This is a genomic window from Streptomyces sp. NPDC056580 (assembly GCF_042793175.1).
Taxonomy (GTDB): domain Bacteria; phylum Actinomycetota; class Actinomycetes; order Streptomycetales; family Streptomycetaceae; genus Streptomyces.
Genome location: NZ_JBHTVE010000008.1, coordinates 142915 through 164935 on the forward strand (window position 1 = coordinate 142915; position 22021 = coordinate 164935).

A 22021-nucleotide genomic window follows, 5' to 3' on the forward strand; every position below is an offset into this window, starting at 1 on the left:
GCTCCCCCCGAGTAACTGCTGACAACCGATCAGACCGTACTACCGGCGGAGGTGCAGACACAGGCATACGACAGAAATCGCCCGCCCGGACGGACCGCCGGCGGTGGACCACCGGGGGCCGGATACCCGCGAGCGCCCGGTCCCCTGCTCCGCGCACGGCGGACGCCCGGATCCCCCCGGATCCGGGCGTCCGCAGCCGACGGGCTTCAGCCGGAGCTCACCTCACGGCATCGCGTGCACGTGCGCCCCCACCGCGTTGGACCACGCGTTGCCGGACGAGGCGTCCCAGTTGGTGGACCAGGTCATCGCGCCGCGCAGGTCGGGGTAGGTCTTCGAGGGCTTGAATGTGCCGCAGCCGGTGCCCTTGGAGAGGCAGTCCAGGGCGTTGTCGACCACCGTGGGGGACACGTAGCCGCTGCCCGCGCCGCTCGTCGAGGCCGGCAGGCCGAGGCCGACCTGGGACGGGGCGAGGCCGCCCTCGAGCTGGATGCAGGCGAGGGCCGTCAGGAAGTCCACCGAGCCCTGGCTGTACACCTTGCCGTCGCAGCCCAGCATGGACCCGCTGTTGTAGTACTGCATGTTGACGACCGTGAGGATGTCCTTGATGTTCAGGGCCGTCTGGAAGTAGGAGTTCGACGTCGACTGCATGTCGATCGTCTGCGGCGCCATCGTGATGATCAGGGACGAGCCCGCCTTCGAGGACAGGGAGCGCAGCGCCTGCGTCATGTAGGTCGCGTTGAGGCCGTTCTCCAGGTCGATGTCGACGCCGTCGAAGCCGTACGTCTGCATCAGGGAGTAGACGGAGTTCGCGAAGTTCGCCGCCGAGGCCGAGTCGCTCACCGACACCGTGCCGTTCTGGCCGCCGATGGAGATGACGACCTTCTTGCCCGCCGCCTGCTTGGCCTTGATGTCGGCCTTGAACTGGTCGGCCGTGTAACCGCCGAGGCCGGCCGAGTCCAGGCTGAAGGAGACCGCGCCCGGCGTGGTGGTGGCGTCGGCGAAGGCGACCGCGATGATGTCGTAGGCCGCCGGGACGTCGGAGATCTTCTGGACCTTCGCCCCGTTGTTGAAGTTCTGCCAGTAGCCGGTCACGGCGTGCTTCGGCAGCGAACCGCCGCCACCCCCGCCGCCACCGCCGGTGGCCGCCGTCGTCGCCGTCACCGTGCCGGACTTCGCGGACTCGCCCGCCGAGTTGGCCGCCGTGACCTGGAAGGAGTACGAGGTCGACGCGGCGAGGCCGGTGACCGTCGCCGAGGTGCCCGTCACCGCCGTCACCTTGGTGCCGTTGCGGTAGACGTTGTAGCCGGTGGCGCCGGACACGGCCGACCAGGACAGCGAGACGGAGGAGGACGTCGTGCCGGCGACCGTGAGACCCGCGGGCGCGGCGGGCACGGTGGGGGCCGGGTCGCCACCGCCGCCGCCGTCGGAGAGCTGCTTCCAGGACGCGGTGTCGGGGGTCCAGGTGGAGACGTCCGTGGTGCCCGTGCCGGTGACGCCCAGGTAGGTGTAGCCGCCCTGGACCCAACCGCTCAGCGTGTACGTCGAGTTGGGCTTCACCGCCACCGGCTGGGTGCACTGGGCGTTGTCCTGGCCCGCCGGTGTGGCCTTCAGGGCCGAGGAGCCGGAGTGGACGGGGGAGGAGACCGTCGTGCCGCTGGCGGCCGTACAGGTCCAGTTGGCCAGGCCCGACTCGAAGCCGGCGTTGCGTGCGTTGTTGACGTCCGCGGCCGAGGCGGGGGCCGCGGCCAGGCCTGCGACCGCGAGGGCGAGGGCGGTGACGGCGGACCAGGTGCCGACGCGTGCGCGCCGTCTGCGTCCGGTCCGGTCCGATGGCATGGCTGATGCGCGGTCCACAGGGGCCTCCGGTGGGGGAGTCGGTGGGGAGGTGGAGCGGGGGACGGTGGCCACCGTTGGCGTACAAGTTGGTCTAGGCCAATCGGGCTGTCAAGAGGTCCAGACCAGAACCCTCTCCGCCCGGGCGCTCAACCTGTCCGTATTTGCAGGCACTTGTGAACGATGAGTTCCACACGGGCTGCACAAACGCTGTTCTCCGGTCATCGGGGCGTGGTTACAGTGCTCAGGTAGTCACGCAATGAAGTCGTCCCGGCGCGCTGGAGTGACAGCGACGAGCCGCGGGGCGTGAAGGAGCGGGGAGCTGCGCGTGCCAACTGCCATTGCCGTGACCAGTGCCGACATGGCGCTGCCGGCGCAGGACGAACGGACCATGCCGGCCGTCGTGCTGCGCGACCTCGACCGGCGCCCGCTGGAGCACGCCCTCACCGAGCTGCACACGCTGACGGAACAGCACGGGTACCTGGTCGTCGTGTGCTCGCAGGCCACCCCGGAACCCGTCGTACGACGCCTGCACACCCTCCGCTCGCTGCTGGAGAGCGACCGCATCGCCGTCTTCCGGCCCGAACTCCCGCCGCTCGGCATCGCCGTCCTGGCCCGGCAGCTCAGGCAGCTCGCCTCCTGCGACCTCAGCCCGGGCGTGCTCGCCTCGGCGGGCCGGCTGCTCACCCACTACATCCACGCCGGCGCCGTCCTCGGCTCGGTCGCCCGGCTGGACCGGGTGCCGGTCGGGCTCAAGACGCACGCCAAGTCCTGGGTGCCGGGCAGCCAGTTCGCCGTCGTCGCCCATCCCGAGCCGCAGCTCGTCAAGGTCGCCCCCGGCGCCACCCTCAAGGGCCCCGAGTTCGCCACCTGGATGCTGGTCGCCAAGGGGCAGCTGCAGAGCGACTGGCTCACCGGTCTCGCCAAGGAGTGGACCGCGCACGCGCTGCGCGAGACCCCGCTGCCCGCCGAGTCCGCGCGCTGGTGGGGCACGGGCCGGCTGATCGAGTTCTGCAGCTACCTCGCCGACCTGTCCGTCCTCTACCAGCTGGTCACCTCGGTACGGCAGTCCGGCTGCCACTGGTGCGGCCTCGACGTCCTCGGCGACCGCTGCGTGTTCTGCTCCGCCACCCCGCCCGCCCACGAGCCGCCCGCGCCGCGCGCCCTGGAGCAGCGAACGCCCGCCTGACCAGCACGAACACCAGCTCACATCCCGCTCGACCGATTCCCCCAATGAGGTTGCACGGCTCATGAACTCCCGTCAGCGCCGCGGCGTGATACTCCTGATCCTGTCGGTCCTGTGCGCTCTCGGCGCGTTCGCCGGCGTGCTCTCCGTCGTCCACGACGTGAACTCCAAGGTCGGGCCCGAGGTCACCGCCTACCGGGTCAGGTCCGACGTGAAGCCGTACACCGCGCTGGACACGGGCCAGTTCGAGAAGACCGAGATGCCGAAGCGGTGGCTGTCCGGCAACGCCGTCACCGACCTGCGGCAGATCCGGGGCAAGATCGCCGTGACCACCCTGCGGGCCGGCTCCCTGCTGCAGACGGACATGATCGTGGACCGGCCCGACCTCCAGCCGGGCCAGCAGGAGGTCGCCATCATGATCGACGCGGCGACCGGGGTCGCGGGCAAGATCACCCCCGGTTCGCGCGTCAACGTCTATGCCACCTTCGAGGGAAAGAAGGAGGGCGACCCCGACCAGTCGAAGATCATCGTGACCAACGCCCGGGTCCTCGACGTCGGCCGGATCACCGCGCTCGAACCCGACACCGGCAAGGACCGGCAGCAGCCCACCGAGGCCGTCCCGATCACCTTCGCGCTGTCCACCCTCGACGCCCAGCGGATCACCTACGCCGAGTCCTTCGCCCAGCGGGTCCGGCTCGCCCTGGTGGCGCCCGGCGGCCAGACCGGCGTCCCGGACAAGGACCGCACCTACGAACTCGCGACGGACAAGTGAGAGGCGGTCCGCATGCCCACCAGGATCCTCCCGGCCGGCGCCGACCCGGACGCCGTCCGCTCCCTCGTCACCCTGCTCAGCCAGCTCCCCGACGCCGAACCGCAGCCGCCCGTCACCGACTCCACCCAACTGGTCGACGCCCTCGCCCGGCTCGCCGCCGAGTCGGTCGACGAACTGCCCGAAGTCGTCGTCGTCCACGAACGCATCGGCCCGGTACCCGCGCTTGAGCTGATCCGCGAGGTCGCCCTGCGCTTCCCGGCGGTCGGCGTCATCCTCGTCACCACCGACGCGAGCCCCGGCCTGTTCGCCGCCGCCATGGACTCCGGCGCCCGCGGCCTGGTCCCGCTCCCGCTGTCGTACGAGGAACTCGCCAACCGGGTGCAGGCCGTCGCCCAGTGGTCGACCGGCGTACGCCGCCACCTCGGCCACGGCGCCGACACGTTCGGCGGGGCCGGCGGCACGGTCGTCACGGTCAGCGGCGCCAAGGGAGGCGTCGGCGCGACCCTGACCGCCATCCAGCTCGCGCTCGCCGCCCAGGCCTCCGGCCGGCCCACCGCCCTGGTCGACCTCGACCTGCAGACCGGCGACATCGCCTCCTACCTGGACGTCCAGTTCCGCCGCTCGGTGGTGGACCTGGCCGCCATCAACGACATCTCCCCGCGGGTCCTGGCCGACGCCGTCTTCCGCCACGACTCGGGGCTGGCCCTGCTCCTCGCCCCGGCCGAGGGCGAACGCGGCGAGGAGGTCACCGACCGGGCCGCCCGCCAGATCATCGGCGCCCTGCGCGCCCGCTACGAGGTCGTGGTCGTGGACTGCGGGGCCCAGCTCGGCGCGGCCGGCGCGGCGGCGGTGGAGACGGCCGACACCGCGCTGCTGGTGGTCACCCCCGACGTGGTCGCCGTACGCGCGGCCAAGCGGACCGTCCGCATGTGGGACCGGCTGCAGATCCGCAAGGCGGAGGAGACGACGGCCGTCGTCAACCGGCACACCCGGAGCACGGAGATCCAGCCGCCGCTGGTGCAGCGGATCACCGGCACGGCGGTGGCGCGCACGGCCGTACCCGCCAACTTCAAGGAACTGCAGGCCGTCGTGGACGCGGGCCGGGTCCACGAACTCGACGCCAGGAGCACCGTCAAGCAGTCCCTGTGGGCGCTCGCCGGGGAACTGGGGCTGGCGAAGACGCCCGAGGGCGCCTCCCACCGGGGCGGCGGCCGGTCGCGCGGCGACCGGGGATCGGTGAGCTTCCGGCGGCGGAAGGAGTGAGGGGCCGATGAGACGCCTGCGCGGGGACGACCGGGGCCAGGTCGCCGTCGAGTTCCTGGGGATGACCCCGCTGATCGTGCTGACGCTGGTGCTGATGTGGCAGTGCGTGCTCGTGGGGTACGCCTACACGCTCGCGGGGAATGCTGCCGACGAGGGTGTGCGGGCGGGGACGGCGGCGCACCGGGGTGGTGAGCGTCAGGCCGCGTGCCAGGCGGCCGGCCTGGCGCACCTGTCCGGGGCGTGGAAGGGGGGTGCGTCGGTGACCTGCAGCGCATCCGGCTATGTGACCGCCGATGTCGACATCAAGGTCCCCGTCCTCTTCCCCGGCTCCGTCGACTTCCCCGTCACGGTGCACGGCCACGCCGGCGCCGTCGAGGAGGTGAAGGACTGACATGCCACGCAGCGGACGCGACCGGGGCCAGGTGGCCGTCGAGTACCTCGGGTTCATCCCGGTCCTGCTGATCGTCGGGATGGCCGGCTTCCAGATCGGGGCGATCGCCTACGCCGCCGAGCAGGCCGGCACGGCCGCGCGGGCGGGGGCGCGGGCCGAGTCGCTGGGGCAGTCCGCCCAGGCGGCGTGCGCGCAGGCCGTCAGCGGCGGGCTGACCGTGACGTGCGGCGCGAGCGGGGGCGGGGCCGGCTCGGTCACCGTCACCGCCTCCGTCTCCATCCCCTCGATCGTCCCGGGCTGGCACTTCGACCCCGCCGAGAAGTCCGCCACCATGCCCCTCGACCACTGACGAGGAGAAGCGAACCCATGAGCCTGCGGGCACGCATCAACTCCCCCGAGGAGCACGGCACCCGGGGCGAGGACGGGCACCTGGTCGCCTCCTACCGGGCGAAGCTGTTGGAGGAGATCGACCTCGCCGAGATGAGCTCGCTGGCCGCCGCCGAGCGCAGGGCACGGCTGGAGCGGGTGCTCGGGCACATCATCAGCCGCGAGGGCCCGGTGCTCTCCACGGCGGAGCGCGCCCAGCTCATCCGGCGGGTGGTGGACGAGGCGCTGGGCCTCGGCATCCTGGAACCCCTCCTCGAGGACCCCTCCGTCACCGAGATCATGGTGAACGGCCCGGACGCGATCTTCGTCGAACGCGGCGGGCGCGTCGAGCAGCTGCCGCTGCGCTTCGCCTCCGCCGACCAGCTCATGCAGACCATCGAGCGGATCGTCTCGACGGTCAACCGCCGGGTGGACGAGTCCAACCCGATGGTGGACGCCCGGCTGCCCTCCGGCGAGCGGGTCAACGTCATCATCCCGCCGCTGTCCCTGACCGGCCCCACCCTCACCATCCGCCGCTTCCCGCGCTCCTTCACCCTGCGGGAGCTGACCGGCTTCGGCTCGCTCGACGAGCCCATGGTGTTCCTGCTGGCCGGGCTGGTGCAGGCGAAGTTCAACATCATCGTCTCCGGGGCCACCGGCACCGGCAAGACGACCCTGCTCAACGCCCTGTCCGGGCTCATCCCGGCGCACGAGCGCATCATCACCATCGAGGACTCCGCCGAACTCCAGCTCCAGCAGACCCACGTCGTCCGGCTGGAGTCACGCCCGCCGAACGTCGAGGGCAAGGGCCAGGTCACCATCCGGGAACTGGTGCGCAACTCCCTGCGCATGCGACCCGACCGCATCGTGGTCGGCGAGGTCCGCGGCGGCGAGTCGCTCGACATGCTCCAGGCGATGTCCACCGGCCACGACGGCTCCCTCGCCACCGTGCACGCCAACAGCGCGGAGGACGCCCTCACCCGGCTGCAGACCCTCGCCTCCATGTCCGACGTCGAGGTGCCCTTCGTGGCGCTGCACGACCAGATCAACAGCGCCGTCGACGTCATCGTCCAGCTCACCCGGTTCGCCGACGGCGCCCGCCGGATCACCGAGATCGCCCTGCTCGACAGCCACGGTGGCGACCCGTACCGGCTCGCCACCGCCGCCCGGTTCCACGCCCGGCCCATGACCGCCGACGGCCAGGTGCACGGCACCTTCGAGTACCACCCGCTGCCACGGCGCACCGCCGACCGCCTCCACATGGCGGGCCAGCCGATTCCGCAGGCCTTCGGCGTCGCCCACTTCGCGGAACAGCTCGCCACCCGAGAAGCCAGGTAGGACCCCCCATGGAACTGCGCACGCTCGTACAGCTCACCACCGGTGTCGCCCTGCTGACCTGCGTCCTGGCCGTCGTCGGCATCCACACCTACGCCTCGGGCCGGGCCCAGCGCGCCGCCCTCATCGACCGGCTCGCGCACACCGGAGCCGACTCCGGCCCCGGCCGCCGGCGCCGCTTCCGCACCCTGGACCGCCGGCTGCGCCGCACGGCACTCGGCCGGAAACTGGAGCTGCGGCTCGCGGCGACCGGCCTGGACGTCACCCCGGGCGAGTTCTTCGCCTACATGCTCGCCGCGGTCGCCGCGCTCTGGCTCATCGGACAGGCCACCCTGGCCCCCTTCTTCGGCCCGCTCGCCGGGCTGCTCGGCATCTGGGCGGCCGTCCAGTTCCTCAACTGGCAGCGGCAGAAACGCATCGAGCGCTTCATCAACCAGCTCCCGGAACTGGCCCGCATCCTGGCCAACGCCACCCAGGCCGGTCTCGCGCTGCGCACCGCGCTCGGCATGGCGGCGGAGGAACTGGAGGCGCCCGCGGGCGAGGAACTGGCCAAGGTCGCCGACCAGCTCGCCATCGGCCACTCCCTCGACGACGCGCTCGGCGAACTGGCGGACCGGCTGCCCTCGCGCGAACTGGTCGTGCTCGTCACGACGCTGGTGCTGTCCAACCGGGCCGGCGGCCAGGTCGTGTCGGCCCTGCGCAACCTCACCGAGACCCTCGAGGAACGCAAGGAGACCCGGCGCGAGATCCGCACCCAGCTCTCCCAGGTGACGATGACGTCGTACGCCGTCCCCGTCCTCGGCGTCGGCGCGCTGTTCCTGATGAACGGGGTCAAGGACGGCGCGCTCGACCGCATGACCGGCTCCCCGGTCGGCCAGGCCTGCGTGATCATCGCGTTCGCCATGTACGCCGTCGGATTCGTCCTCATCCGCCGCATGAGCCGCATCGACGTGTGAGGGGACCGACCTGATGGCATACCTGCTGGCCCTGCTGATGGGCCTCGGCGTCTGGGGCGCCTTCGCCGGCATCCGGATGTACCGCGCGGACGCGAAACTCCCCGGCGACCTGGCGCTCGCCCTGGAGGTCGGCGCCACCCGCACCGGCGCGGTGGACTCCGTGATCGACCGCATGGGCATGCGCTACGCACCCTTCGTGCTCCGCCTGATGGGCCCCCGTCTGGTCGCCCGGTACCGCCGCCGGATCGACCTCGCGGGCAACCCCGGCGGCCTCACCATCGACCGCTACGCCGCCCGCCGCGCGGTGTACGGCGCGCTCGGCGGCGCCGGCTTCCTGGTCTTCCTGCTGCGCGGCCAGTGGTTCGTGGCCCTGCTCCTGCTGCTGTTCGGGGCGTTCTGGACGGAGGTCGGCATCTGGTCGGCGATCCGCGTCCGCAAGGACGTCATCGAGCGGACCCTGCCGGACTTCCTGGACGTGCTCGCGGTCGTGGTCAGCGCGGGACTCGGCTTCCGCCAGGCCCTGGACCGGGTGGCCACCCGCTACGAGGGCCCCTGGGCGGACGAACTGCGCATCACCCTGCGCCAGATGGACCTCGGCGTCAGCCGCCGCCAGGCCTTCGCGGAACTGCGGCGCCGCAACGACTCCGAGCAGGTGGCGATGTTCGTGACGGCCCTGCAGCAGGGCGAGGAACTCGGCGCCCCGATCGTCGACACCCTCGTCGCCCTCGCCAAGGACATGCGCCGCACGGACGCCCAGAACGCCCGCCGCAAGGCCGCCCGCGCGGTCCCCAAGGCCACGCTGATGATCACCACCTTCATGGTCCCGGCGACGATGCTGCTCCTGGGCGCGGGCCTGCTGCTGGGCTCCGGCGTCGACTTCGGCTCCCTGACGGGCGAGTAGGCGGGGACGGGGTGACGACCATGACGCCGGCGAGGGGCGCCACGGGCCGCCGGCACTGGCGCGGGCGGGCGGGGGGACATGCGGACGCGGGCGTGGGCCCCAGGGGTGCCTCCTCCGCGCCCGACCCGGAGAAGCTGCAGATACGCGCCCTGCAGGCGATGTGCCGGCAGGTCTTCGGGTTCCGCCTCGCCATGATCGTGCTGGCGGCCCCGGCCGCCCTGCTCAACGCGTCCCCCGGCCTGGGCGTACGCCTGGTCGGCGCGGCCGTCGTCGTCACCTTCATGGTGTCCTACGTCCTGTTCCGCGACTGGGAACGCTTCGGCCCCCTCCTGCTGCGCCACCCCAGCCTGCTGGCCGCCGACACCCTCTTCGGCTCCCTGCCGCTGATCTCCGCGGGCCCGGACACCACCCTCGCCTACGTCAGCGTCTGCACCCCGCTGCTCGCCGGGCTGGTCTACGGCTGGCGGGGCGCGGCCTGCTTCGCCTCGCTGCAGTCCCTGATCCTCCTGCTGGTCCACGCCACCCTGAAGGCCGACCAGCGGGCGGGAGTCGCCGAGTCACTGCTGCTGCCCGGCCTGTGCGTCGTCACCGGCGCGATGGGCTCGACCCTGCGCAACCTGATGCTGCGCTACGGAGCCGCGACGCAGGCGCTCACGGCGGTACAGGCCCGGCTGGCGGCGACGGAGGCGGTGCACGCGGAACGGGCCCGGCTGGCCCGCGAGATGCACGACTCGGTGGCCAAGACCCTGTACGGCGTGGCCCTCGCGGCCGACGGCCTGGCGGCCACCGCGTCGGCCGAAGCCCCGGACCCGGCCCGAGTCCGCCGCCAGGCCGACCTGGTGTCCCGCTCGGCCCGCAGGGCGGCGGCGGAGTCCCGGGAACTCCTGGAGGACCTGCGCCGCGAGGACACCCCGGCGGCGCCGGCCCCCACCGACCTCTGGACCGAGGCGACGGCCCGCGCCGCCGACTTCACGGCCCGCACCGGACTGCCCGCCGCGTGCCGCCGTTCGGACGACGGCCGGGCCCCCCTGCCCGCCCTCCCGCCGCCCCTCGCCCGCCACCTGCTCGCCATCGTCACGGAGGCGCTGGAGAACGCCCACCGGCACGCGTCGGCTACCCGCGTGGAGCTGGCGGCGGGAGTCGAGGGCGGCATGCTCCGGCTGTCGGTGCACGACGACGGCACCGGTCTGCCACCCGGCACGACTCTCGACGACCTGCGCCGCTCCGGCCACTTCGGCCTGCTCGGCATGGTCGAACGGGCCGCCGCGGCAGGTGCGCGCATCCGCGTCGGGCGCGGCGGCCACGCACGAGGCACCGAGGTCAGGGTGGAACTGCCCCTGCGGCCCGAGGGACACCCCGCCGTCCCCGCGCCGCCCGAAAGGGTCGGGTCCGGTACCCCTGAACCCCCGGCCTCCCGAACCCCCGGCCCCTCGAACCCCCGAACGCGCGAACCCTCGAACCCCCGAACTCACGACCCCGAGAAGGAGGCACCCCGATGCAGCGGCTGAACCCAGGCCCCGGCTTCCCGCCGGCCACCGTCACGGCCCCCCTGCGCCTGGTGGTGGCCGACGACAACCCGGTCATCCGCGCGGGCCTCACCGCCCTCCTCTCCGACCGCGAGGACACCACCGTGGTGGCGGAGGCGGCGGACGGCCGTGAGGCGTACGAGGCGGCACTGCTCCACCGTCCCGACGTCGTCCTCCTCGACGTGCGCATGCCCGGCGTCGACGGAATCTCGGCATTGCCCCACCTGGTCCGCCTGGCCCCGGTCATGATGCTGACGTACAGCCACGAGACGGAGACGGTGCGGGAGGCGCTGCGACTGGGGGCGGGGGGTTACCTGGTGCACGGTGAGTTCACCGCGGAGCAGCTGGTGAGGGCGGTGCGCGACGTACGGGAGGGACGGCCGCACGTGACGCCGGGAGCGGCGCGGGCGTTGGTGGCGGGGCTGCGGGAGAGTGCACCTGCACATATGGAGCACGAACTGCCGCCTGCCGTAGGCGAAATTCCACCTCAAAACCTTTCGCAACTGCAACCAGGTGTGGGACAGTCGTACCGGTCGCGATTCCAACTGAGCGGCAGGGAGGCGGAGATCATGGACCTCATCGCGTCCGGCATGACCAACCAGCAGATCGCCGCCGCCTGCTTCATCAGCGAGAAGACCGTCAAGAACCACATCAACCGTATCTTCGCCAAGCTCCACAGCACGACCAGGTCCCAGGCGACGGCCAAGTGGCTGGGGGTGGCGTGAGGTGGAGACGCGGGGGAGTGATTGGGCCCTCGGTTGGGCCCAGGGGCCCTCTGGGAGGCGGGACGTCCCGCCGTACGTTGTCAGGATCGGAGGCGACCTTGGAGGGGAACGCCATGAGCGAATGGTTCAACACCACTGTTGCGTGTCTGTGGGCTCGCGCCGCCCGCAACGACCGGGGACAGACGGCGGTGGAGTACCTCGGCATCATCGCAGTGGTCGTGGCGATCGTTCTGGCGATCACGGGAACGAGCATCGGTCAGTCGATCTACGACGCGATCACGCAGAAGATCGCCGAAGTCACCGGAGGCTGATTCGCCTCCGTCCCCTGGGCGACTCGGGGCAGGCCTTCCCCATCTACATCACGGTGGTGGCAGGTCTGCTTTTTCTTGCGCTGGCCTACCTCGCTGTTGGACAAGCCGCGGTGAATCGCGGCGGTGCCCAGACCGCGGCCGACGCGGCTGCTCTCGCCGCAGCCCAGAACAGGCGTGATCAGCTCGCGGCCAGGTGGGCGGAGGACGTACTGGACCCGACCAAATGGCAGGCCATCTTCGACGGCACAGTGGACCTGGGGCCCTCCTGCTGGCGTGCTGATCAACTGGCTTCGCAGAACGACGCGGAAGTGCACTGCGACTCGCCGACGCCCCTCACCTTCACGGTCGATGCCAAGACGAACAAGACGGTAGGGAAGTCCGTCGTTCCCGGCACGGAGCACGTCCAGTCGACGGCATCTGCCAGGGCTGTGATCGATCCTCTCTGCTCGTTCGAACTGGCCGGTGACGAAGCCGACGACACGTTGCCGCGACTCGTCTGCAGGGGTCGCGACTGGGATTTGAACCCGGACGACTTGACCGACCTCCCTGGGCCCGAGGACCTCTTCGACGTCCACCTCGCCGACTGACAAGCGAACGACGCGTACAGAAGGAAGCAGAGCCATGAGTATTCGGTTCACAGGGAAGGCCAACAGGGGGATGGTCGCGCTGACCGTCGCGGCCGGTCTGGCCCTCAGTGCGGCCGGCTGCGGTGGCGGCGGAGGGGACGACCCCAAGAAGCCTGAACACTCGGCGTCAGCCGCCGCGTCCGGCGGATCAAACGCGAGCGCGCAGGAAGGTCAGTCGAACGAACCGTTGGCGGAGTTGAAAGGTTCGGACGGGCTGTACCTGTCGATTACCTCCGCACAGCGTGATGGCGGCGGGTTCGTGACCGTGAACGGCGTCCTGAAAAACGACGGGGCCAAGAACCTTGTCATTCCCTCCGCCCTGAGTGGCAACGAAACGGAGATCATCAGAAACGGCAGGTCCCTTGGAGGGGCCACCCTGATCGATCCCCAGGGTAAGAAGCGGTACTACGTGCTGCGGGACACGGATGGCCGCCCATTGACCACGACTGGCTTCTCGACACTCAAACCCGGGGACGATCTCTCGGTGTTCATGCAGTTCCCCGCGCCCCCGGAGAACACCTCCGAAGTGGACTTCCAACTGCCGACCTTCCCGGCCGCCACCATCCAGATCTCCGGGTGAGGCAGAAGTGACCACCACGCCCCGCCTCACCCTCACCCTCACCACAGCCGTCCTCCTCGCGGCCGCCAACCTCTCCCTGGCCCGCGCCGACGACACCTCCCCCAGCGAACCCCCCGGCACGGAACCCTCCGCCACCGCCCCCGTGAAGGTCGACCCCACCGACCCGGACCTCAAGCTGCCCGAGGGGGCCACCCTCGCCGAGCCCAAGGTGCTGGACATCAAGTCGGTCGTCGAGGACCAGAGCGGGGACGAGCGGCGGGAGGACACCAACGCCGACGTCACCTTCGCCCTGCAGGCCGAGGTCCTCTTCGGCAAGGACAGCGCCAAGCTGGGCGGCGAGGCGAAGGCCCGTATCGCGACGATCGCCGACGAGATCAAGAAGCAGAACGCGACCCGGGTCCGCGTCTTCGGCTTCACCGACGACCTCGGCTCCTCCGCCCACGGCGACGTCCTGTCCAGGCAGCGCGCCAACGCGGTGCAGGCCGTCCTCGACCAGGAGCTGAACGACCCGAACGTCACCTTCGAAGTACGCGGCTACGGCGAGCAGTACCCCATCGCCGACAACTCGACGGAGGCGGGCAGGAAGAAGAACCGCCGCGTGGAGGTCTCCTTCCCGCGCACGGAGAACTGACCCGAATCACCGGGGACCACGCGACCCGACCGGCCCCACCCGCAGCCAAGTCCCGGCGCCTGCACCCGCTAGCCCCCGCCCCCGCCCCCGCCCCCGCTCTCGATCTCGACCCGCGCCCCCGCCACCAGCCCCCACCCCGCCATGACTCCCGCCTCCGCCTCCAGCACATGGCGGGAGCGGAGGCGGGGGAGGCCCAGGCGGCCCGGCGGCATGGTGCGCACGGCCAGGACGGTGAGCCGGCGGTCGAGGTAGGCGACGTCGATGGGGAAGCGCATGCGGAAGGTGTGCACACTGCCCGCGGGGGACAGCAGCAGCGCCCCGGCGAGCGAGTCACGGCCCAGCAGGCCCCGGGTGCGCGCCCGGTAGGACGTCGCCAGCTCCAGCGGGACGGTGACCGCGGCCCCGCCTCCGCTCGGCCGGACCACCAGCCTGCCCCGTCCGTTTTGCCAGCGCGCCATCCCGAGCCCACCTCCGCGGCGACCGTACCCGGCGGAGCCCCGGGAAAGGCAACCCCGCCGTCCGGCCGGACACGGAACCCGCCAGCGGGGGGCTGGATTCCGTGCCGGACCCGGGCGTCGCGCGAGACGCGGCTGCGGTGGCCGCTGCGGTGCGCCGGCTGAGCGGGGCCGGCGCTGTCAGCGGCGGCTGCCACACTGCACCGCATGACCGGCGAACACGACGAAGTGCGTCTGCGTGAAGTCAGGGACGAGGACCTCCACGTCCTCCACGTCTACGAGAACGACCCGGAGGCCGTCCGGCGGTCGAGGTTCACTCCCCGGCCGCTGGACGCCTTCCTGGAGCACTGGCGGGGACGGATCCTGAGCGACCCCGACAGCCTGGTGCGCACGGTCACCGTCGACGGCGAGGTGGCGGGCAGCGTCGTCTCCTGGACCGCGAAGGACGGGCGCAGATTCGTCGGCTACTGGCTCGGCCGCCCCTACTGGGCGCGCGGCGTGGGAACCCGTGCCCTCGGCCTCTTCCTGGAGTTGGAGCGGGTACGCCCCCTGTACGCCGACCCCTTCTCGGGGAACACCGCCTCCGTCCGCCTGCTGGAGAAGCACGGCTTCGAACACGTGGGCACGGACCGGGACGGCGACGACGTGTTCGCCGTGCTCGCGCTCCGGCGTCCTCCCGCGTGAGGCCGGGGGCCGGTGCCGCACCGGCCCCCGTCGGTCAGCCGGCCGCCGGACGGCGGTCGCCCGTGGCGCCGTCGATCAGTTCCCGCAGGATGTCCATGTGACCGGCGTGCCGGGCCGTCTCCGTGGTCATGTGGACGAGGGTCCAGCGCAGGGAGACGGGCTGGTCCCGCCAGGCGGGGCGGCCCAGGGTGTCCAGGGGCAGCTCGGAGATCATCCGGTCGGCGGCGGCGCGGGCGCGGCCGTGGAAGGCGACGATGCGGTCCGTCGTCTCGTCGGGGGCGATCCGCAGGTCCTCCTCCGTGTACGGGTCGAACCACAGGGGCTCCACCTCGCCGCCGAACGTCCCCACGAACCAGCCGTACTCGACCGAGGCCAGATGTTTGACCAGGCCCAGCAGGCTGGTCCCGGTCGGCGTCATGGGGCGGCGCAGCTGTTCGTCGTCCAGGCCGTCGAGCTTCCAGAGCACGGCGTCCCGGTGGCGGTCCAGGCTCGTGCGCAGGATGCCCTTCTCGTCGGCGGCGCCGGCGGGTGTGTTCGTCATGGACGCGGAAATTAGCAGGACGCGATGACAACGGGGCTGCGACGATGACTTCCATGACAGACAGCCGCTCCTTCGAGGACCTCGTGGCCGAGGGCGCCGCCGTTCCCACCGAGGGATGGGACTTCTCCTGGTTCGAGGGCCGGGCCGACGAGGCACGGCCCTCGTGGGGGTACGCCCGGTCGGCGGGCGAGCGGCTGGCGCGGGCCGGGGCCGCGCTGGACGTCCAGACCGGGGGCGGCGAGGTGCTCGACTTCGCGCTGGGCCGGGCGGAACCGGACCGGCCGCACCTCGTCGCCGCCACGGAGGGGTGGCCGCCGAACATCGCCAGGGCCACCGCCCTGCTGCGGCCGCGGGGCGTGGTGGTCGTGGCGGCAGCGGATGACGCGCCGCTGCCGTTCGCCGACGGAGCCTTCGACCTGGTGCTCAGCCGGCACCCGGTGACCCCGCACTGGGCGGAGATCGCGCGGGTGCTGCGGCCCGGCGGCACCTACTTCGCCCAGCACGTCGGGCCCGCCAGCGTGTTCGAGCTGGTCGAGTACTTCCGCGGGCCCCAGCCGGAGTCCGCGCGCCGGGGGCGCGACCCCGAGGGCGAGCGCAAGGACGCCGAGGCGGCCGGGCTGGAGGTCGTGGAGCTGCGGGCGGAGCGGCTGCGGATGGAGTTCCACGACATCGCCGCCGTCGTGCACTTCCTGCGCAAGGTGGTCTGGATGGTCCCGGGCTTCACGGTGGAGGAGTACCGGCCCCGGCTCCGCGCCCTGCACGAGCGGATCGAGAAGGACGGGCCGTTCGTGGCGCACAGCGCGCGGCACCTCTTCGACGCCCGCAAGCCGGCCTCCCGGTAGGGAGGCGGAGCCGGGCGTTCCGGCGCCGGGTTCACCCGTGCTTCCCCCGGGGTTTCCACATCGTTATCGGGGGCGCTTCACATCCGCCCCATCCGTCACATAGGTTCAGGCCAAGGTTATTCGCGCCAGCAAAGCGGCGCGGGCGGCAGCGTGCGGTGGAGGGGGCCGCGCGGTGCCGCGACGCACCGCGCGAGCCCCGGTCGGGCCGTCAAGCCGCCGTTCGCTCCCGGGGTAGCCCGTCGGAGGGACCCCGGGGCAACTCGCCGAACGTTCACCAGGATGGCCCAAACCCTCTCGATCCCGCCGATCGCGCCGCGTTTTCCCTGGGAATCCGCTGTGAACCGGTCACGGAACCGCCCCGAATACAGCGTTCCGCGCACACCTGGGCGTCGCCGAATGATTCCGGAGAGTAGTTGTGCCCCGCCGATGCACGCGCCGGCCCTTACGAAGGGTTATGGTGGAAACCCCCCCTCGGGCCGGTCCGTCTCCCCCCCACGGACCGGCCCGTTTTTCTTCGGGAACCACCTGGCAGGGGGCCGGCGTCCCCACCTCGGGGGCGAGCCGCCGGCAGGGGTACGCTCGAAACCCGCCCGAACCCGAAGGGTCTTTCCCGTGAACCTGCGCGACAAGCTGCGCGGCCTGCTCGTCAGGCTCTACGCACGCCGGGTGGAAGGCCACCTGGACCACGCTCAGGTGCCCAAGCACATCGGCGTCATCATGGACGGCAACCGGCGCTGGGCGAAGGCGGCCGGTTCCACCACGGTCCACGGCCACCGGGCCGGTGCCGAGAAGATCGGGGAGTTCCTCGGCTGGTGCACCGAGACGGACGTCGAGGTCGTCACCCTGTGGCTGCTGTCCACCGACAACTTCGACCGCCCGCAGGAGGAGCTGGTCCCGCTCCTCGGCATCATCGAGGACGTCGTCCGCGCGCTCGCCGCCGACGGCCGCTGGCGCGTCCACCACGTCGGCACCCGCGACCTGCTGCCGGCCGGGATGCAGCAGGTCCTCAAGGACGCCGAGGAGAGCACCGCCGACGTCGACGGGATAGTGGTCAACGTGGCCATCGGCTACGGCGGCCGCCAGGAGATCGCCGACGCCGTGCGCTCCTTGCTCCTCGACGCCCAGGACAAGGGCGGGACGCTGGAGAGCCTCGCCGAGTCCGTCGACGTCGACATGATCGGCCGTCACCTCTACACCGGCGACCAGCCCGACCCCGACCTCGTCATCCGCACCAGCGGTGAGCAGCGGCTGTCCGGATTCATGCTCTGGCAGACCGCCCACTCGGAGTACTACTTCTGCGAGGTGTTCTGGCCGGCCTTCCGCAAGGTGGACTTCCTGCGCGCGCTGCGCGACTACGCCGCACGTCACCGCCGTTACGGCGGCTGACGCCGCACGCCGCCCACACCTCACGCCCCGCCGGCCACCGTACCGGCGGGGCGTCCCGTATACCCCGGTTGGGCCGGAAGTAACAAGGAGTTCACCGGCTCGCTGTCGGCCACTTCTGCATGGTGGCGCTTTTTGGAGGGCATAAGGGAAGCAGGTCGACACCCGAACCACGGGTGTCGGATCTCAGCGGGCGGCACGGGGCCGTCCGCCCGGGAGGCCCTTTGCACCAGCCCGACCGTGCGGTCACCGCTCGGAAGCAGCCGCGGAGGTCCGGTGTCCGGCCCGCCCTGCGCGGGAGCCGGGGACCGGTCGCAATGCTCCCGCCCTCCCGGCCCGGCTTCCGCTTCGTCGCTCCCCGACCTCATCCGAGGGGGTACGTCCTTCCGTGGTGACCAGCACAAAGCGCCACAAGCCCGATCGGCGCACGTATGTTCTCGACACCAGCGTCCTGCTGGCCGACCCCAACGCCCTGACCCGCTTCGACGAGCACGAGGTCGTGCTGCCCGTCGTGGTGGTCACGGAACTGGAGGCCAAGCGGCACCATCCCGAACTCGGCTACTTCGCCCGTCAGGCGCTGCGCCTGCTGGACGACTACCGGGTGAAGAACGGCCGCCTCGACGCCCCCATCCCGATCGGGGAACTGGGCGGAACGATCCGTGTCGAGCTCAACCACTCGGACCCCAGCGTGCTGCCCACCGGCTACCGCCTGGGGGACAACGACTCGCGCATCCTCGCGGTGGCCCGCAACCTGCAGGCCGAGGGGTACGACGTCACCGTCGTCTCGAAGGACCTGCCGCTCAGGATCAAGGCCTCCTCGGTCGGCCTGCTGGCCGAGGAGTACCGGGCCGAACTCGCCATCACGGAGAACTCCGGATGGACCGGGATGTCCGAACTGACGCTTCCGGGCGAACAGGTGGACACCCTGTTCGAGGAGGGTCACGTGTACGTGCCGGAGGCCTCCGGCCTCCCCGTGCACACCGGCCTGACCATCCAGTCCGAGCGCGGCAAGGCGCTCGGCCGGGTCACCGCCGAGGGCAACGTCCGGCTGGTGCGCGGCGACCGGGAGGCGTTCGGCATCAAGGGCCGCAGCGCCGAGCAGCGCATCGCGCTCGACCTGCTGCTCGACCCGGACGTCGGCATCGTCTCGATGGGCGGCCGGGCCGGCACCGGCAAGTCGGCGCTCGCGCTGTGCGCGGGCCTGGAGGCGGTCCTGGAGCGGCGTCAGCACCAGAAGGTGATGGTCTTCCGGCCGCTGTACGCGGTCGGCGGGCAGGAACTGGGCTATCTGCCGGGTTCCGAGGCCGAGAAGATGAGCCCGTGGGCCCAGGCCGTCTTCGACACGCTCTCCGCCGTCACCAGCCGCGAGGTCATCGAGGAGGTCACCGCCCGGGGCATGCTGGAGGTCCTGCCCCTGACCCACATCCGGGGCCGCTCCCTGCACGACGCCTTCGTGATCGTCGACGAGGCGCAGTCCCTGGAACGGAACGTGCTGCTGACCGTCCTGTCCCGGATCGGCGCCAATTCACGGGTCGTTCTGACCCATGACGTCGCGCAGCGGGACAATCTGAGGGTCGGCCGCTACGACGGTGTCGTGGCCGTGGTCGAGAAGCTGAAGGGGCATCCGCTCTTCGCCCACGTCACCCTGACCCGGTCCGAGAGATCCCAGATCGCGGCCCTCGTGACGGAAATGCTCGAAGAGGGCCATATCTGACGGGAATGAGCCCGAGGGGCGCCGTCCGGCAAAGCCGATGAGCTTAGCCGGGCGGCGCCTTCGCGTGTGGGGATTTCCTGAAAACCGCTGGGGCAAACGAGGTGTGAGCTTTCACACGCAACTCGGAATTGCCACCCGGTGTCTGGTTACGGCAGAGTCTCACTCCTGTCAGGCCCCGCATACGACACACCTGTACCCCCAGCGGTACGGCACCACAGCAGCACCACTCCAACTCCACAGCGTCGTCGTATGCCGCCCGCGCACCACGCGGCGCTCCCCGCAGGGGAGTTGCCCACCGGGCCCGCGCCTCCCGTGACCCCGCAGTTGGGAGGCCAGTGCCAAGGGGCACGATTGCGTCCGCCAGGGTCACCGAAGCGGGCGATGCTGGAAGGAAACCGTGTGAGCCGGATTTCGGTCCGGGGATTCGCAGTGGCCTCGGCCACCGCGGTCACCGCCGTCGGAAGCGTCGTGGGTGTGGCCTCGGGCAGCACCGCGCAGAACAACGACGCCGAGGCGACGGCAGTAGCCGACACCACGCTCCTCGCGGACATACCCGCGGGTCAGCAGGCCCAGGTGCAGACCGCGTCCCTGACGCAGCAGGCCGACGCGCAGGCCATCGCCGCTGACGCGAGCGCCAAGAAGGACGCCGAGGAAGCCGCCCGCAAGGCCGCCGCCGAGACCGCGGTCGCCAAGAAGGCGGCCGCCGAGAAGGCGGCCGAGGCCGCCGCCAAGGCGCGTGCCGAGGCCAAGGCCGCGGCCACCCGCTCCACCCGGGACTCCTCCAGCTTCCCGGTGCAGGGCAGCTACACCGTGGCGCAGATCCAGGCGATGGCGCGTCAGATGGTGGCGGCCGACCAGTTCCAGTGCTTCAGCAACATCGTGAACCACGAGTCGAGCTGGAACTACCAGGCGGTCAACGCCTCGTCCGGCGCCTACGGTCTCTTCCAGGCTCTCCCCGCCGGCAAGTACGCCTCCGCCGGCGCCGACTGGCGGACCAACCCGGCGACCCAGATCAAGTGGGGCCTCAACTACATGAACGAGCGGTACCACAGCCCCTGTGGCGCCTGGTCGTTCTGGCAGGCCAACAGCTGGTACTAGAGCGGCCGCCGGCTCCGGCCGGCCCCAGCTCAACCTCGCGCAGCCCCTCCCCGTCCTAGGGGGAGGGGCTTTCGCACTGTACGGTCGTACGCGAACGGCTCCCCGGTGAGCGGTGGCGTACACCCGGGAGGCGGGGGAAGAGGACGGATCATGTCGCGAGTGCCAGGGTGGCTGGGCCGGCTGGGTGCCGGACTGACCGAGATGAGTGAGCGGTTGGACGAGCGCCGCGCCGAAGTGGAGAAGGACACCGGGTCCGACCGCGTGGCCGAGCGGATCGCCGACCCAGTGCCGCCCGTCCCCCGGCCCGCCGCACCGGCCGGACCACGGCCGGACCCGGCCCAGGCCGTGCCCTGGGGCGTGCGGGTCGCGGCCGAGGCGGGCTGGCGCCTGCTGGTCCTGGCCGGCACCGTGTGGGTCCTGATGCGGGTCATCAGCGCCGTCCAACTCGTCGTCTTCACCTTCGTCATCGCTCTGCTGATCACCGCGCTGCTCCAGCCGACGGTCGCTCGGCTGACCCGGCACGGGGTGCCGCGCGGTCCGGCGACCGCGCTGACCGCGATCCTCGGGTTCGTCGTCATCGGCCTGATGGGCTGGTTCGTGACCTGGCAGGTCATGGAGAACATCGACACGCTCTCCAACCAGATCCAGAGCGGCATCGACGACCTGCGCAACTGGCTGCTGAAGAGCCCCTTCCACGTCACCGACAAACAGATCAACCAGATCGCCAAGAACCTCCGCGAGGCCATCGGCGCCAACACCGACCAGATAACGTCCGCGGGCCTGGAAGGCGTTCAGGTCGTCGTCGAGGCGCTGACCGGCATCCTGCTGGTGTTCTTCTCGACGCTGTTCCTGCTCTACGACGGCGAGCGCATCTGGCAGTGGTTCCTGAAGCTGGTGCCCTCCGCGGCCCGTCCGGGTGTGGCCGGCGCCGGCCCGCGCGCCTGGCGCACCCTGACGGCCTACGTCCGGGGCACGGTGCTGGTGGCCCTCATCGACGCCATATTCATCGGAATCGGCATCTACTTCCTCAACGTGCCGATGGCCGTCCCGCTGGCCGTCTTCATCTTCCTGTTCTCGTTCATCCCCCTGGTCGGCGCCGTCGCGTCCGGCGCGCTCGCGGTGATCGTGGCGCTGGTGACCCAGGGCGTCTTCACCGCGCTGATGACCCTCGTGGTCGTCCTCGCCGTCCAGCAGATCGAGGGCCACGTCCTGCAGCCCTTCATCCTGGGCCGCGCGGTCCGGGTCCACCCGCTCGCCGTCGTCCTGACGGTGGCGGCCGGCGGCATGGTGGCCGGCATCGGCGGCGCGGTGGTGGCCGTACCGCTGGTGGCGGTGACGAACACGGTGGTGGGGTACCTGCGCGCGTACTCGGCGGAGGTGGCCGCTGCCCCGGACGAGCCGTCAGCCGTAGAGGACGACCAGGGCGGCGAGGAGCAGCCCGGCGCAGGCGGCGACGGCCGGGAGGCGGTACCGGTTCCAGGCGGCGAGCGCGACGCAGTATGACCAGGCCCCGCCCGTGAGGGCGACGGCCCACCAGCCCGCCGCCGCGTGCGCCGCCGCCAGCAGGACGGGCGCCGGCAGGAGCGTCGGCGGGACGAGGGCGAGCCGCGGCCCGATGCCCAGCCGCTTGTAGACGAAGAGCAGCACGGCCAGGGAGAGCGCGAACAGCAGCGGGACGGCCGTCAGGTTCCATCCGGTGACGCAGATGCCGTCGGTCGTACCGCAGATCCGGTCACTGCGCCGGGCGGTCCAGGAGAGGTAGGCCAGGGCGCCGGCGGCCAGGACGGCTCCGGTGACGGCGGCGCCCAGCAGCCGTGGCAGGGCGGGCGCCGGCTGCGTGCGGGGGGTGGTCATGTCCTGCAGCCTTCCGTAGACGACGCCCGGGGGCCTGAGTACAGGTAC

The 22021-nt window shown here is 71.5% G+C and carries 24 protein-coding genes; 20 read left to right on the plus strand and 4 right to left on the minus strand.

The features are described 5' to 3' along the window. Positions 1-222 precede the first annotated feature (222 nt). The gene (locus ACFQ9Z_RS19435) at positions 223-1836 is read right to left on the minus strand and encodes a chitinase (protein WP_383018867.1); all 1614 of its coding nucleotides are present in this window, start codon (positions 1834-1836) and stop codon (positions 223-225) included. A gap of 358 nt (positions 1837-2194) precedes the next feature. Here ACFQ9Z_RS19435 and ACFQ9Z_RS19440 point away from each other — a divergent pair, with 358 nt between their 5' ends. From ACFQ9Z_RS19440 to ACFQ9Z_RS19505, 14 genes are all read left to right on the plus strand, one after another. Beyond that, positions 2195-3022, plus strand: a complete 828-nt coding sequence (locus tag ACFQ9Z_RS19440; protein ID WP_383019893.1) for a hypothetical protein — start codon at positions 2195-2197, stop codon at positions 3020-3022. Between the two features lie 61 nt (positions 3023-3083). Then, on the plus strand, positions 3084-3791 hold the full coding sequence (gene cpaB, locus ACFQ9Z_RS19445) for a Flp pilus assembly protein CpaB (protein ID WP_383018870.1): 708 nt from the start codon (positions 3084-3086) through the stop codon (positions 3789-3791). A 12-nt stretch (positions 3792-3803) separates the two neighbouring features. Continuing rightward, positions 3804-5054 (plus strand): CpaE family protein, encoded by a 1251-nt coding sequence (locus ACFQ9Z_RS19450; RefSeq protein WP_383018875.1) that lies wholly within the window; start codon positions 3804-3806, stop codon positions 5052-5054. Between the two features lie 7 nt (positions 5055-5061). Further along, the gene (locus tag ACFQ9Z_RS19455) at positions 5062-5445 is read left to right on the plus strand and encodes a TadE/TadG family type IV pilus assembly protein (RefSeq protein ID WP_383018880.1); all 384 of its coding nucleotides are present in this window, start codon (positions 5062-5064) and stop codon (positions 5443-5445) included. Position 5446: 1 nt separating this feature from the next. Beyond that, a complete protein-coding gene (locus ACFQ9Z_RS19460) occupies positions 5447-5794 on the plus strand; it encodes a TadE/TadG family type IV pilus assembly protein (protein ID WP_383018889.1) in 348 nt (115 codons plus the stop codon). A 17-nt stretch (positions 5795-5811) separates the two neighbouring features. After that, positions 5812-7149, plus strand: a complete 1338-nt coding sequence (locus tag ACFQ9Z_RS19465; protein ID WP_383018896.1) for a CpaF family protein — start codon at positions 5812-5814, stop codon at positions 7147-7149. Positions 7150-7157: 8 nt separating this feature from the next. Beyond that, entirely contained in the window at positions 7158-8102 is a 945-nt protein-coding gene (locus ACFQ9Z_RS19470) for a type II secretion system F family protein (RefSeq protein WP_383018900.1), read from the plus strand. 13 nt (positions 8103-8115) lie between these two features. Beyond that, positions 8116-9003 (plus strand): DUF5936 domain-containing protein, encoded by an 888-nt coding sequence (locus tag ACFQ9Z_RS19475; protein ID WP_383018904.1) that lies wholly within the window; start codon positions 8116-8118, stop codon positions 9001-9003. 20 nt (positions 9004-9023) lie between these two features. Then, positions 9024-10511, plus strand: coding sequence for a histidine kinase (locus ACFQ9Z_RS19480; RefSeq protein ID WP_383018910.1), 1488 nt, complete (start codon positions 9024-9026; stop codon positions 10509-10511). Next, positions 10499-11254 (plus strand): response regulator, encoded by a 756-nt coding sequence (locus ACFQ9Z_RS19485; protein ID WP_383018915.1) that lies wholly within the window; start codon positions 10499-10501, stop codon positions 11252-11254. The genes ACFQ9Z_RS19480 and ACFQ9Z_RS19485 overlap by 13 nt, the downstream gene beginning before the upstream one ends. Before the next feature lie 113 nt (positions 11255-11367). Further along, positions 11368-11565, plus strand: coding sequence for a Flp family type IVb pilin (locus ACFQ9Z_RS19490; protein ID WP_383018920.1), 198 nt, complete (start codon positions 11368-11370; stop codon positions 11563-11565). Next, the gene (locus ACFQ9Z_RS19495) at positions 11565-12152 is read left to right on the plus strand and encodes a pilus assembly protein TadG-related protein (protein WP_383019896.1); all 588 of its coding nucleotides are present in this window, start codon (positions 11565-11567) and stop codon (positions 12150-12152) included. The genes ACFQ9Z_RS19490 and ACFQ9Z_RS19495 overlap by 1 nt, the downstream gene beginning before the upstream one ends. A gap of 34 nt (positions 12153-12186) precedes the next feature. Next, positions 12187-12771 carry a hypothetical protein gene (locus ACFQ9Z_RS19500; RefSeq protein WP_383018924.1) on the plus strand — a complete coding sequence of 195 codons (585 nt, stop codon included), beginning with the start codon at positions 12187-12189 and terminating at the stop codon, positions 12769-12771. Positions 12772-12778: 7 nt separating this feature from the next. Continuing rightward, positions 12779-13402, plus strand: a complete 624-nt coding sequence (locus tag ACFQ9Z_RS19505) for an OmpA family protein (RefSeq protein ID WP_383018928.1) — start codon at positions 12779-12781, stop codon at positions 13400-13402. Between the two features lie 68 nt (positions 13403-13470). Here ACFQ9Z_RS19505 and ACFQ9Z_RS19510 read toward each other — a convergent pair whose 3' ends face one another. Then, the gene (locus ACFQ9Z_RS19510) at positions 13471-13860 is read right to left on the minus strand and encodes a DUF192 domain-containing protein (protein WP_383018931.1); all 390 of its coding nucleotides are present in this window, start codon (positions 13858-13860) and stop codon (positions 13471-13473) included. Between the two features lie 204 nt (positions 13861-14064). On the opposite strand from ACFQ9Z_RS19510, the gene ACFQ9Z_RS19515 reads away from it, so the two are divergent. Then, the gene (locus ACFQ9Z_RS19515; protein ID WP_383018940.1) at positions 14065-14541 is read left to right on the plus strand and encodes a GNAT family N-acetyltransferase; all 477 of its coding nucleotides are present in this window, start codon (positions 14065-14067) and stop codon (positions 14539-14541) included. Between the two features lie 34 nt (positions 14542-14575). Here the strand turns inward: ACFQ9Z_RS19515 and ACFQ9Z_RS19520 are convergent, their stop codons facing one another. Next, positions 14576-15082: a DinB family protein gene (locus ACFQ9Z_RS19520; RefSeq protein ID WP_383018945.1), complete on the minus strand. Its 507-nt coding sequence runs from the start codon at positions 15080-15082 to the stop codon at positions 14576-14578. Between the two features lie 53 nt (positions 15083-15135). Between ACFQ9Z_RS19520 and ACFQ9Z_RS19525 the strand changes: the two genes are divergently transcribed. The 5 genes from ACFQ9Z_RS19525 (at position 15136) to ACFQ9Z_RS19545 (ending at position 21622) form a co-directional block, all read left to right on the plus strand. Next, positions 15136-15924 carry a methyltransferase domain-containing protein gene (locus ACFQ9Z_RS19525; protein WP_383018953.1) on the plus strand — a complete coding sequence of 263 codons (789 nt, stop codon included), beginning with the start codon at positions 15136-15138 and terminating at the stop codon, positions 15922-15924. A 612-nt stretch (positions 15925-16536) separates the two neighbouring features. After that, on the plus strand, positions 16537-17310 hold the full coding sequence (locus ACFQ9Z_RS19530) for an isoprenyl transferase (protein ID WP_383018959.1): 774 nt from the start codon (positions 16537-16539) through the stop codon (positions 17308-17310). Positions 17311-17695: 385 nt separating this feature from the next. Next, positions 17696-19021 (plus strand): PhoH family protein, encoded by a 1326-nt coding sequence (locus ACFQ9Z_RS19535; protein WP_383018964.1) that lies wholly within the window; start codon positions 17696-17698, stop codon positions 19019-19021. A gap of 399 nt (positions 19022-19420) precedes the next feature. After that, complete coding sequence (locus tag ACFQ9Z_RS19540; RefSeq protein ID WP_235902256.1) at positions 19421-20119, plus strand: transglycosylase SLT domain-containing protein; 699 nt, start codon at positions 19421-19423, stop codon at positions 20117-20119. 150 nt (positions 20120-20269) lie between these two features. Further along, the gene (locus ACFQ9Z_RS19545) at positions 20270-21622 is read left to right on the plus strand and encodes an AI-2E family transporter (RefSeq protein WP_383018971.1); all 1353 of its coding nucleotides are present in this window, start codon (positions 20270-20272) and stop codon (positions 21620-21622) included. On the opposite strand, the gene ACFQ9Z_RS19550 is transcribed toward ACFQ9Z_RS19545, so the two are convergent. Next, positions 21521-21973: a hypothetical protein gene (locus ACFQ9Z_RS19550; protein WP_383018975.1), complete on the minus strand. Its 453-nt coding sequence runs from the start codon at positions 21971-21973 to the stop codon at positions 21521-21523. The genes ACFQ9Z_RS19545 and ACFQ9Z_RS19550 overlap by 102 nt on opposite strands. Positions 21974-22021: the final 48 nt, after the last annotated feature.